This window comes from Rhodovulum sp. (assembly GCF_011048875.1).
Classification (GTDB): domain Bacteria; phylum Pseudomonadota; class Alphaproteobacteria; order Rhodobacterales; family Rhodobacteraceae; genus Rhodovulum; species Rhodovulum tesquicola.
In genome coordinates this window covers 1-11,083 of record NZ_DSDD01000238.1, presented here as the reverse complement: position 1 = coordinate 11,083, position 11,083 = coordinate 1, and the positions used below count along the sequence as shown (strand labels likewise).

11 protein-coding genes and 1 pseudogene are annotated in these 11,083 nt (G+C 64.3%); 4 read left to right on the top strand and 8 right to left on the bottom strand.

Features of this window, described 5'->3' with window-relative positions:
- The first annotated feature begins 174 nt into the window (after positions 1–174).
- A complete protein-coding gene (locus ENN83_RS08385; RefSeq protein ID WP_287185914.1) occupies positions 175–915 on the top strand; it encodes a rhomboid family intramembrane serine protease in 741 nt (246 codons plus the stop codon).
- Between the two features lie 3 nt (positions 916–918).
- Here ENN83_RS08385 and ENN83_RS08380 read toward each other — a convergent pair whose 3' ends face one another.
- The 3 genes and pseudogenes from ENN83_RS08380 to ENN83_RS17130 form a co-directional block, all read right to left on the bottom strand.
- A complete protein-coding gene (locus ENN83_RS08380; protein ID WP_287185912.1) occupies positions 919–1,155 on the bottom strand; it encodes a hypothetical protein in 237 nt (78 codons plus the stop codon).
- A 76-nt stretch (positions 1,156–1,231) separates the two neighbouring features.
- Positions 1,232–2,020 (bottom strand): inositol monophosphatase family protein, encoded by a 789-nt coding sequence (locus tag ENN83_RS08375; RefSeq protein ID WP_287185910.1) that lies wholly within the window; start codon positions 2,018–2,020, stop codon positions 1,232–1,234.
- 83 nt (positions 2,021–2,103) lie between these two features.
- A pseudogene (locus tag ENN83_RS17130) lies at positions 2,104–2,721 on the bottom strand (molybdopterin cofactor-binding domain-containing protein); the annotation flags it as partial.
- Positions 2,722–2,855: 134 nt separating this feature from the next.
- Between ENN83_RS17130 and ENN83_RS08360 the strand changes: the two are divergent.
- Together ENN83_RS08360 and thrS are read left to right on the top strand one after the other, a co-directional pair.
- Entirely contained in the window at positions 2,856–5,786 is a 2,931-nt protein-coding gene (locus ENN83_RS08360; RefSeq protein WP_287185909.1) for a valine--tRNA ligase, read from the top strand.
- 142 nt (positions 5,787–5,928) lie between these two features.
- On the top strand, positions 5,929–7,875 hold the full coding sequence (gene thrS, locus ENN83_RS08355; RefSeq protein WP_287185907.1) for a threonine--tRNA ligase: 1,947 nt from the start codon (positions 5,929–5,931) through the stop codon (positions 7,873–7,875).
- 2 nt (positions 7,876–7,877) lie between these two features.
- Here thrS and ENN83_RS08350 read toward each other — a convergent pair whose 3' ends face one another.
- Both ENN83_RS08350 and ENN83_RS08345 read right to left on the bottom strand, forming a co-directional pair.
- Positions 7,878–8,234, bottom strand: a complete 357-nt coding sequence (locus ENN83_RS08350; protein ID WP_287185905.1) for a hypothetical protein — start codon at positions 8,232–8,234, stop codon at positions 7,878–7,880.
- Positions 8,235–8,264: 30 nt separating this feature from the next.
- Complete coding sequence (locus ENN83_RS08345) at positions 8,265–8,609, bottom strand: ArsC/Spx/MgsR family protein (protein WP_287185904.1); 345 nt, start codon at positions 8,607–8,609, stop codon at positions 8,265–8,267.
- A gap of 213 nt (positions 8,610–8,822) precedes the next feature.
- Between ENN83_RS08345 and ENN83_RS08340 the strand changes: the two genes are divergently transcribed.
- Positions 8,823–9,029 (top strand): cold-shock protein, encoded by a 207-nt coding sequence (locus ENN83_RS08340; RefSeq protein ID WP_287185902.1) that lies wholly within the window; start codon positions 8,823–8,825, stop codon positions 9,027–9,029.
- A 103-nt stretch (positions 9,030–9,132) separates the two neighbouring features.
- On the opposite strand, the gene ENN83_RS08335 is transcribed toward ENN83_RS08340, so the two are convergent.
- The 3 genes from ENN83_RS08335 to ENN83_RS08325 all read right to left on the bottom strand — a co-directional run bounded on the left by ENN83_RS08335 (position 9,133) and on the right by ENN83_RS08325 (position 10,909).
- Entirely contained in the window at positions 9,133–9,540 is a 408-nt protein-coding gene (locus ENN83_RS08335) for a DUF2177 family protein (protein ID WP_287185901.1), read from the bottom strand.
- A gap of 224 nt (positions 9,541–9,764) precedes the next feature.
- Positions 9,765–9,899, bottom strand: a complete 135-nt coding sequence (locus ENN83_RS08330; protein ID WP_287185900.1) for a DUF1810 family protein — start codon at positions 9,897–9,899, stop codon at positions 9,765–9,767.
- Between the two features lie 212 nt (positions 9,900–10,111).
- A complete protein-coding gene (locus ENN83_RS08325) occupies positions 10,112–10,909 on the bottom strand; it encodes a DUF3800 domain-containing protein (RefSeq protein ID WP_287185899.1) in 798 nt (265 codons plus the stop codon).
- Between the last annotated feature and the right edge of the window lie 174 nt (positions 10,910–11,083).

Genomic DNA, 11,083 nt, shown 5'->3' with positions numbered 1-11,083 from the left:
TGGCGCGGCGGGGCGGCCCGCTGATCCCGCTGATTACCGGCCTGCCCGATACCGCCCATGCCCGCCATGAACGGCATCTGTGCATCGACACCACCGCCTCGGGCGGGAATGCGGCGCTGCTGGCACAGGTCGGTTCCGCTTGACCGGCGGCCGCCGGCGGCTAACCTCCGTGCGATGTTCCCGCTGCGCGATCACAACCCGTCGACCACGACGCCCTATGTCGTCCATGCCCTGATCGCGGCCAATGTGATCGTGTTCCTGTCCTATTGGGGCCTCTTCGCCAACCCCGTGGCGCTGGACCGGTTCTTCATGGACTGGGCGCTGATCCCCGCCGCGATCAGCGAAGGGATGCACCTGCACGGGCTGTTCACCTCGATGTTCCTGCATGGCGGGCTGCTGCATCTGGGCGGCAACATGCTGTTTTTGTGGATCTTCGGCGACAACCTGGAAGAGGAGTTCGGCCATCTGGGCTTTCTGGCCTTCTACCTTGCCGGGGGACTGGCCGCGGGGCTGGCGCAATATGTGACGGCGCCCTATTCCACCGTGCCGATGGTCGGCGCCTCGGGCGCCATCGCGGCGGTGATGGGGGGCTATCTGCTGCTGTTTCCCAGGGCGCGGGTCGATATCCTGCTCTTCCTGATCATCATCATCCGCATCCTGCCGGTGCCCGCCTGGCTGATGCTGGGGCTATGGTTCGGCCTGCAGCTCTTCGCGGGGGTCTCGACGCCCAGCGACGCGGGCGGGGTCGCCTATTGGGCACATACGGGCGGCTTCGTCGCGGGGCTGGCCCTGACCCTGCCGCTCTGGCTGCGGCGCGGCGGGCCGGGCTTCTGGGCGCGCACCCATGGCCACCCGCCGCACCCCGAGGCACGCTATCGCCCGACCACGATTCCGCCCGTCAGGCGGCGGCGATAGGCGTTATTTCAGCACCGTGTCCAGCCGCGCCACCTTGGCCCCGCTCAAGCCATCGCCCACGGTTTCACCCATCTTGTAAAGTCCGGTATTGACCGAGGTGAACACGCCGATGCAAAGGCCGACAAGGGCGGCGGTCAGCACCACCCAGTCGACCGTCACGTCACCGTCCTCGTCCGACAGGAAGGCCGCGCACCGCGCCCCAAATCCGGTCCCGGCCGCCGAAACCGTCACCCTGCCCATCTTGCGCACCCCTTGCTGAATCCTTTCGGCGAGTCTCGCCAGAGACAGGGGCAGAACGATGGCGGGCCGCGGGCCGTTAAGTGTTTCTTATCAGTTTCGCGAAGGGCTCGTAGAGCGCGGCATTGGCGACCATCACATCGCCATGCACCAGCGGGTCATGGCCTTCGCGCACCGGGCCGACCATGCCGCCCGCCTCGCGCACCAGGATCAGCCCTGCCGCCAGGTCCCAGGCGTTCAGCTCGCGTTCCCAATAACCGTCATAGCGCCCCGCCGCGACATAGGCGAGGTCCAGCGCCGCCGAGCCCCAGCGCCGCACGCCCGCGCAATGCGGCATCAGCCGGGCCAGGTCCTGCAAGGTGGCGGGCAGGGTCTTCTTGGCGGCAAAGGGAACGCCCGTGGCAAAGATCGCCTCGATCATGCGCGTGCGCCCCGACACGCGCAGGCGGCGGTCGTTCATCCAGGCGCCCGCGCCCTTTTCGGCGACGAACATCTCGTCCTTGGCCGCGTCAAAGATCACGCCCGCGACGACCTCGCCCTTGTGTTCCAGCGCGATGGAAATCGCCCAATGCGGCAGCCCGTGCAGGAAATTCGTGGTCCCGTCCAGCGGATCGACGATCCAGCGCCGCGTCGGATCCTCGCCCGCTTCCTCGCCGGTCTCCTCGCCCAGCCAGCCGTAATTGGGCCGCGCGCCGCGCAATTCCTCCTTGAGGATCTTCTCGGCCGCCATGTCGGCGCGACTCACGAAATCCCCCGCCCCCTTCATCGAGACCTGAAGGTTCTCGACCTCGCGGAAATCCTTGACGAGGCTGCGCCCCGCCTTGCGCGCGGCCTTGATCATGATGTTGAGATTGGCGCTGCCTTGCATCGGTCTCTCCTTGGGCTTGCGTCGCCTTACACGCGGGGGCAGGCGGTGCCAAGGGGCAGCGGCCGGGTTCAGCCTGCCACGCACAGCACCTGCCCCAGACCCGGTGCGATGCCGCCATGAACCTGCCCCTCGACCAGTTGTGGGGCGATCAGCGTACCGAAATCGTCGGTGACGGTGTATTTCACCAGTTCGGTCCTGCCGGTCTCGGGGGCGATCTCGACCGCAGCGACATGGGCGCCATTGGGATAGGACCGCCCCGGCAGCCGGTATTCGGCGCGGTGACGCAGCAAATCTGTCCGCCCCGCCGCACGCGCCATCACAGCCGCCTCGCACAGAGTCGGCGTCAGGTTCGAGCCCGGCGCGCGGAATGTCTCGCCGTCAAAGGCCAGATCGGCCGGATCGACGCCCAACCGCTCGGCCAGGAAGGGGGTGAAGGCGGCCAGCATCGCCTGAACCGTCGCCAGCGTCACGCCCGCCGCCCGCAGATCCCCGGCCGTCAGGACCAGATGCACTCCCTCCGCCGCGCGCGCCGCCGCCACGTCCAGCGCCGCGACCCGGCCATGCGCGACGGGGCTGCGCAGGAACAGCGCATGCAGCGCATCACAGGGCGCGATATCGTCCACATAGCGCCCCTGTCCGGTCAGGAAGCGGCGATCCTCGATCCACCCGCCCGGCTGGCTCTGGCCGAATTTGCTGTCCATCCCGCGTCCCCCTGCTGTCGGGGCGGTCGATAGCGGCCATGCTGCTCCTGTCCAGCCCCGCCGGGGCTTGGCCTTGCCCCGGCCTTTCGCTAAGTCACGGCCCAGCCCGAACCGATCCGAAGGACCCGCGCCCCATGCCGATGGAAAAGACCTTCAATGCCGCCGAGGCCGAGGCCCGGCTTTACGACGCCTGGGAAAAGGCCGGCTGCTTCCGCGCGGGCGCGAACGCCAGCCGCCCCGACACCTTCTGCATCATGATCCCGCCGCCCAACGTCACCGGCAGCCTGCATATGGGCCACGCCTTCAACAACACGTTGCAGGACATCCTTGTGCGCTGGCACCGGATGCGCGGCTTCGACACGCTCTGGCAGCCGGGGCAGGACCATGCGGGGATCGCGACCCAGATGGTCGTGGAACGGGAACTGGCCAAGGCGGGCAAGCCCGGCCGCCGCGAGATGGGGCGCGAGGAGTTCCTGAAAACCGTCTGGGAATGGAAGCAGCAATCCGGCGGCACCATCATCAACCAGCTCAAACGGCTGGGGGCCTCGTGTGACTGGTCGCGCAACGCCTTCACCATGTCGGGCGCGCCCGGGGCGCCGGCGGGCGAGGAGGGCAATTTCCACGATGCCGTCATCAAGGTCTTTGTCGATCTCTACAACAAGGGCTTCATCTATCGCGGCAAGCGACTGGTGAACTGGGATCCGCATTTCGAGACCGCGATCTCCGATCTCGAGGTCGAACAGGTCGAGGTCGATGGCGCGATGTGGCGCCTGCGCTACAAGCTGGAAAACGGTGAAACCTACCAGCACCCCATCGAGTTCGACGGGGACGGGAACGCGACCGCCTTCGAGACCCGCGATTACCTTGTTGTCGCCACCACACGGCCCGAGACGATGCTGGGCGATACCGGCGTCGCCGTCCACCCCGAGGATCCGCGCTACCGCCACCTGATCGGCAAGACCGTCCGCCTGCCGCTTTGCGGCCGGTCGATCCCCATCGTGGCCGACGAATATGCCGACCCGGAAAAGGGCACCGGCGCGGTCAAGATCACGCCTGCGCATGATTTCAACGACTGGGAGGTCGGCCAGCGGACGGGCCTGCGCGCCATCAACGTGATGACAACCCGCGCCACGATGTGGCTGAAGGACAACCGCGACTTTGCCGAAGGCTGCGACCCCGACCTCGTCGCCAAGGCCATCGAGCGTCTGGACGGCGCCGACCGCTACGCCGCGCGCGAGGCGATCATCAACGAGGCCAGCGACGATGGCTGGCTCGACGGCATCGACCCCGACCGCCACATGGTCCCCCATGGCGACCGCTCCAAGGTCGCCATCGAACCCTACCTGACCGACCAGTGGTTCGTGGACACGGCCAAGATCGTGGAACCGGCGCTGGCCGCCGTCCGCGAGGGCCGGACGAAGATCCTGCCCGAGCAGCACGAAAAGGTCTATTTCCACTGGCTGGAAAACATCGAGCCCTGGTGCATCAGCCGCCAGCTCTGGTGGGGGCACCAGATTCCGGTGTGGCATGGGCCGAAGGTTCGCAGGGGCACGGATGGCCTAATCGGCATATCTTGGTCGGAGACGGAAATGTTCTGTGCCTCCAGCCCGGAGGAAGCACAGAAACTCGCGATGCTGCACTATTCCGAGACCGGACATATCGTCTCGCTCGTGGAAGGTCCGCTCTCATCTGCGTCCATGGTGGATTGGGTCAATCGCCACGGTCAGAACACCCTGCCTCTTTGGCGCGACCCCGACGTTCTCGACACCTGGTTCTCCTCCGGCCTCTGGCCCATCGGCACGCTGGGCTGGCCCGAGGACACGCCGGAACTGCAAAAATACTTCCCCACCGATGTGCTCATCACCGGCTTCGACATCATCTTCTTCTGGGTCGCCCGGATGATGATGATGCAGCTTGCCGTGGTGGACCAGGTCCCCTTCCACACCGTCTATGTCCATGCCCTTGTCCGCGACGAGAAGGGCAAGAAGATGTCGAAATCCTTGGGCAACGTCCTCGACCCGCTGGACCTGATCGATGAATTCGGCGCCGACGCGGTGCGATTCACGCTGACTGCCATGGCCGCGATGGGCCGCGATCTGAAGCTCTCGACCAGCCGCATCGCGGGCTATCGCAATTTCGGCACCAAGCTCTGGAACGCCGCCCGCTTCGCGGAAATGAACGGCGTGTTTTCCGACGAAAGTCCGATGGAAGTCCGATGCAAACCCGATGCAAGTCAGACGGTGAACCGCTGGATCATCGGCGAAACCGCAAAAGTCCGCCAAGCCGTTGACGACGCACTGGAAAACTACCGTTTCAACGACGCGGCCAACGCGCTTTACGGCTTCGTCTGGGGCAAGGTCTGCGACTGGTATGTCGAGTTCTCCAAACCTTTGCTTCTGGACGGAAGTCCCGAAGAACAAAGGGAAACCCGCGCCACGATGGCCTGGGTCCTGGACCAGTGCCTGATCCTGCTGCACCCGATCATGCCCTTCATCACCGAAGACCTCTGGACCACCACCGCCACCCGCAAAAAGATGCTGGTCCACGCCAATTGGCCCACCTATGGCGCCGAACTGATCGACGCCGAGGCCGACCGCGAGATGAACTGGGTCATTGATCTGATCGAGGAAATCCGCTCGGCCCGCGCCCAGATGGGCGTGCCCGCAGGCGCCCAGATCCCGATGCTTTCCACCCAGATCGACCCCGCCGCCCGCACCGCATGGGAGCGCAACGAGGCCCTGATCCGCAAGCTGGCCCGCATCGAAAGCCTGAGCGAGGTCAAGGATCTGCCCAAGGGCTGCGTGACCATCGCTATCGAGGGCGCAAGCCTTGCCCTGCCGCTGGCTGGCATCGTCGACGTCGCCGCCGAAAGGACCCGGCTGGAAAAAAGCGTGGCCAAGCTCGAAAAGGACCTGGCCGGGCTGACGGGGCGGCTGAACAACCCCAAATTCATCGAAAGCGCCCCCGAAGACGTGGTCGAGGAAACCCGCGACCTGGCCGAGGCCAGGCAGAACGAGGCCGCCAAGCTGCGCGCGGCGCTTGCCCGGCTGGCAGAACTGGACTGAGGGCGGCGGAGGCAGGCGGTGGGTTGACACCCACCCTACGCAGCCCCGCCGTCTTGACTTGCCCAACGCCCGGGTTCATCAGGGGCGCGACATAACCCGCAACCGGGCGTTCCGTGGGCGCCAAACCGACGAGGAGGACGCAATGGGCCAGATCACGCTGACCTTCCCCGATGGCAATCACCGCAGCTATCCGGCCGGCACGACCCCGGCCGAGATCGCCGCCTCGATTTCCAACTCGCTGGCGAAAAAGGCGATCTCGGCCCAGGTGAACGGGCAGCATTTCGACCTGCAATGGCCCATCGCCGAGGATGCGGCCATCGCCATCAACACGATGCAGGACGACGCCCCCGCGCTGGAACTGATCCGCCACGACCTGGCGCATATCATGGCGCGCGCGGTGCAGGAAATCTGGCCTGACGCGAGGGTGACCATCGGCCCGGTGATCGAGAACGGCTGGTATTACGACTTCGACCGGGCCGAGCCCTTCACCCCCGAGGATCTGGGCCAGATCGAGGCGAAGATGAAAGAGATCATCAACCGCCGCGATCCGGTGACGACCGAGATCTGGGACCGTGACCGCGCAGTGAAATATTACGAGGCCAACAACGAGCCCTACAAGGTGGAACTCGTCGGCATGATCCCCGAGGGCCAGCCGATCCGGATGTACTGGCACGGCCACTGGCAGGATCTGTGCCGCGGCCCGCACCTGCAGCACACAGGCCAGGTGCCCGCCGACGCCTTCAAGCTGATGAAGGTGGCCGGCGCCTATTGGCGGGGCGACAGCAGTCGGCCGATGCTGCAACGGATCTATGGCGTGGCGTTCCGCAATCGGCAGGATCTGAGGGATTACCTGACCTTCCTCGAAGAGGCCGAGAAACGCGACCATCGGCGGCTGGGGCGCGAGATGAACCTCTTTCACATGCAGGAAGAGGCACCGGGCCAGGTGTTCTGGCACCCCAACGGCTGGCGCATCTACACCGCGCTGCAGGACTACATGCGGCGGCGGCAGAATGCGCATGGCTATGTCGAGGTGAACACGCCGCAGGTGGTGGACCGCCGCCTGTGGGAGGCCTCGGGCCATTGGGAAAAGTACCAGGAACACATGTTCATCGTCGAGGTGGACGAGGAGCACGCGCGCGAGAAATCGGTCAATGCGCTGAAACCGATGAACTGTCCCGGGCATGTGCAGATCTTCAACCAGGGGCTCAAGTCCTACCGCGACCTGCCGCTAAGGATGGCCGAATTCGGGTCGTGCAACCGCTATGAACCCTCGGGCGCGCTGCACGGCATCATGCGGGTGCGCGGCTTCACCCAGGACGACGCGCACATCTTCTGCCGCGAGGCCCAGATCGAGGAGGAAACGCGCGGCTTCATCGCGATGCTGAGTGCGGTCTATGCCGATCTCGGCTTCGAGAAGTTCCGGGTCAAGTTCTCGGATCGCCCCGAGATGCGCGCGGGCAGCGACGAGGTCTGGGACAAGGCCGAGGCCGCGCTGAAATCCGCGACCGAAGCCGCGGGCTATGCCTACGAACTGAACCCGGGCGAAGGCGCGTTCTACGGGCCCAAGCTGGAATTCGTGCTGACCGACGCGATCGGGCGCGACTGGCAATGCGGCACGCTGCAGGTGGATTTCGTGCTGCCCGAACGGCTGGAGGCCAGCTATATCGGCGAGGATGGCGCCAAGCACCGCCCCGTGATGCTGCACCGCGCGATCCTGGGCTCGTTCGAGCGGTTCATCGGCATCCTGATCGAGAACTTCGCCGGGAAACTGCCCTTCTGGCTGGCCCCGCGGCAGGTGGTGGTGGCCTCGATCGTGTCGGGTGCGGACGATTTCGTGCGCGAGGTCGTGGCACGGCTGACCGCGGCGGGCGTGCGGGCCGAGGCCGATATCCGCAACGAAAAGATCAACTACAAGGTGCGCGAACATTCAGTGGGCAAGGTGCCGGTGATCCTGGCCATCGGCGAACGCGAGGTCGCCGAGCGCACGGTGTCGGTGCGGCGGCTGGGCGAAAAGGGCACGCAAAGCATGGCGCTGGACGAGGTGGTGGCAGAGCTCGCAGCAGCCGCCCTGCCCCCCGATCTGGCCTGATCTCAGGCCGGGTCCGGGCGGCGGGCGGCCAGCGCCAGCACGCCGCCCAGACCGGACATCGCGATGGGGAACATGGTGAAGACGTTGAAGCCAAAGCCCCAATACATCCCCGCGCAGGACACCAGCATCATCAGCCCGCCCACGACGTTCTGGGCCCGCGCCATCGCGCCCCCGGCAATCGCCAGTATCGGCGCCAGAAGCGAGATGATGCGCGTGCGCTCGGGGTTGTCGACCTGCCGGGCCAGATCGCCGATTTCGCCGAAGCTTTCGATGAAGACGGTGTAGCCATAGCCGAAAAAGCCCACGATCAGGCCCAGCAGGCCCGCGATCACCCCAAGGGTCAGGGCGGCGTTGCGCATTGATCGACTCCTTGCCTGTCTCGGCCCGATCTAGGCGCCCGGCGCGGCCTTGCCAAGCAGTTCCTCCTGCACCGCGCAGTCCCAGCCCAGGTACAGCCGCCCGTCCACCTCGATCACCGGGCGCTTCATCAGGGCCGGATGGGCGGCCAGGAGGGCGGTCGGATCTTTCGCACGCTCGGCCTCTGGCAGGGCGCGCCAGGTGGTCGAGCGATGGTTGACGAGGGTATTGCCGAAGGCGGTGAGGAAACGGGCGATTTCGGCCGGGCTGAGCGGGATTTCGCGCAGGTCGCGCAGCTCTGCGGGGTGGCCCGCGGCCTTCAGCGCGGCGCGGGCCTTTCGGCAAGAATCGCATGTTTTCAAGCCGTAAACGATCATTCGTGACTCCTTTTCGGTGCAGTATGGGGGAAAAGGGGCCTTGTAAACTTCACTTGATTTTGGGTTGATTTGTCCCTCATGCTTTCGCCCTGTGACGGCAGACGACCTGGGCGACCGCTCCTCTTTCGGGGCAGCCGGAAGACTGGAAGACTTGGCTGTGACCCGCGCCCGGCAATTCCGCAGGGGCGGAAACCGAAGATGGAGAGGATGACGATGCCCACCGGCACCGTGAAATGGTTCAATACTACCAAGGGCTTCGGGTTCATTGCGCCCGATGACGGCGGCAAGGACGTGTTCGTGCATATCTCGGCGGTGGAGCGCGCCGGGCTGACCGGGCTGGCCGACAACCAGAGGGTCGCCTTCGAGATGATCGAGGGCCGCGACGGGCGGAAATCGGCGGGCGAGCTGCGGCTGCTCTGACTCCGCCGGATCGGAATTCCATCGGACTTTCATCGGAATTCCATCGGACCTTTTTCCGGCGGCGGCCCGGGTTGACGGGCCGCACGCCAACCGGTGCAACCGCTCAGGCGACCACCCGCGCCACCGTCACGCCGACCCAGGCCGAGACGCCGGTCAGCACAGCGCCCCAGGTGGTGTCGACCATCACCTGCACCACGGACCAGTTCCTGAGCGTGGCCCAGTTGGTGAATTCATAGGTGCCATAGGCCATCGCGCCGAGGATGGCGCCCTGCACCAGCGCCTGCATCGGATCGCCCGCCGCCAGCGCGGGGCGCGAGACCAGATAGACCAGCCCCGCGACATAGGCGAGGTAGAACACCGCCGCCGCGCCCAGCCGCGGACTGTCGAGCAGCCAGTCGCCGACATAGCGTTCGAACAGCGGCCGCATGAATTTGGTCAGCATCACCGCATCGACGGCGCGAAAGAAAATCGCGGTGACGAGATAGAGAACGATCAGCGTGACGGCCGACATGGACCCCCCCTTTGCTTTCCCGGTGATTCTAGGGCGCGGGGCGTGGGTGGGCAATGCGGGAGCGTGGTGGGTTGGCCGGGCGTGGTGGGTTGGCAGCCGCGCTACGGGTGCCGGGCGGTGGGGGGGGGACGCGAGTAAGGTCGGGCAGCGTTCCAGGATAGCAGAAAAGCAGGGCGGCGTTATTCCGCGCGATGGGTGGTGGGTTTGCACCCACCCTACGCTTGCTACGGTTGCAGGGCGGCCAGTTGCGGGAAGATGAACCACATCCAGTGGCTGAGCTTCTGGCCCGCCCGAAGCTCGGCCAGCGCCGTGGGGAAGGTGGTGGATTGGGCGGTGAGGAAGCAGGTGAGGTCGGGCATGGGGGGATAGCGGAAACGCCGGTGGGCGTCATGCGGCGAGGAGCGTGGTGTTGCGTGGGCACACACCCTACGCTTGGCAATCAATAGCTTCGACAGGAAGTGGCTGATTCTCTTGACAGAATCGCCATTGAGCCCTACTGTTACGGTAATCCGTCGCTGAGGTGGAGGGACAAGCGGCAATGCTTGGGCGGCCCTCCGGGGCCGCTTAGCTTTTAAGATGGCCGCCACACGCGTCCATATCCATGTGGATCGTGTGTAGCGGGATTTCGATAGAATTTCTCGCGCTCAATCATCTCCGCGACGGACATCGCGAATGGATCATATGATGGTCCATCAGCATAAATCTTCTTGCAGTGCGAAAAACAGGTGCTCGCCAAAAGATCCGCAAGTTGCAGACCAGCTATATCTTGAGACTTTGGCTTTATCTTAATTTCTTTTGGTGATAGCACGGAACGAAGGTTTTCAGCAGATATGTGGTCCGCCCCAGACTCCCAAAACTTTGAGTATAAGCCTTTCAAGTGCTGATCCAACTGGCTGTTTGTAGCCTCTGCCATTACGTCACCCGTCCCGCGACCACGCAGGAAATAGAAAAACCTCTCGATTGCGTTCCCCACGAGTATTTCGTAAATACTACCCTGCCAACCAACATGTTGCGCATAAAAGGCGACTTTATCAATCCCTACAGCCACGACGCTATATTGCGCTCGGCGATACATGCTCATGCAATCCCGCTCCCACGCCTCGCGCTTTTCCGCATCCTTCAAACACGCGAATGGACCATGTTCACTTGGATTCTTCATTTTCCGAAGATGCAAAATTGGTAAATTACCATCCGCCTTTCTTCCAAAGTGCTTTTCTCGCAACTTATCAAACCCAGGCTCAAAAAACTCGCGAAGATACTCAATATCAAAAATTACGGCTACAATGCCGCCATATCTTCGTTGAGGGTGATTTGTCGCCTCATCCCGCACGCAGCCTGTATCATCTATGAACATACGGAATCTTGCCATCAGTGAAATCTCTTGCAGGTGTTCTTAGCGGCGTTCACACTCTAATTGGTGTTCTAGTGTTCTGAATCTGACGCTTGCTACCGGTTTCCCCTGATTTCATCGAGGGCATCAAGAGCGCGTCGTTCCCGGGTGAGGATGTCTTCGGCGGTTTTGGTCCAGGTGAATGGCTTTGGT

What these genes read in the sequence shown, in the direction of transcription:
- ENN83_RS08385 (WP_287185914.1), top strand. Translation starts at nt 175, where the DNA reads ATGTTCCCGCTGCGCGATCACAACCCGTCGACCACGACGCCCTATGTC.
- ENN83_RS08380 (WP_287185912.1), bottom strand. Translation starts at nt 1,155, where the DNA reads ATGGGCAGGGTGACGGTTTCGGCGGCCGGGACCGGATTTGGGGCGCGG.
- ENN83_RS08375 (WP_287185910.1), bottom strand. Translation starts at nt 2,020, where the DNA reads ATGCAAGGCAGCGCCAATCTCAACATCATGATCAAGGCCGCGCGCAAG.
- ENN83_RS08360 (WP_287185909.1), top strand. Translation starts at nt 2,856, where the DNA reads ATGCCGATGGAAAAGACCTTCAATGCCGCCGAGGCCGAGGCCCGGCTT.
- thrS (WP_287185907.1), top strand. Translation starts at nt 5,929, where the DNA reads ATGGGCCAGATCACGCTGACCTTCCCCGATGGCAATCACCGCAGCTAT.
- ENN83_RS08350 (WP_287185905.1), bottom strand. Translation starts at nt 8,234, where the DNA reads ATGCGCAACGCCGCCCTGACCCTTGGGGTGATCGCGGGCCTGCTGGGC.
- ENN83_RS08345 (WP_287185904.1), bottom strand. Translation starts at nt 8,609, where the DNA reads ATGATCGTTTACGGCTTGAAAACATGCGATTCTTGCCGAAAGGCCCGC.
- ENN83_RS08340 (WP_287185902.1), top strand. Translation starts at nt 8,823, where the DNA reads ATGCCCACCGGCACCGTGAAATGGTTCAATACTACCAAGGGCTTCGGG.
- ENN83_RS08335 (WP_287185901.1), bottom strand. Translation starts at nt 9,540, where the DNA reads ATGTCGGCCGTCACGCTGATCGTTCTCTATCTCGTCACCGCGATTTTC.
- ENN83_RS08330 (WP_287185900.1), bottom strand. Translation starts at nt 9,899, where the DNA reads ATGCCCGACCTCACCTGCTTCCTCACCGCCCAATCCACCACCTTCCCC.
- ENN83_RS08325 (WP_287185899.1), bottom strand. Translation starts at nt 10,909, where the DNA reads ATGGCAAGATTCCGTATGTTCATAGATGATACAGGCTGCGTGCGGGAT.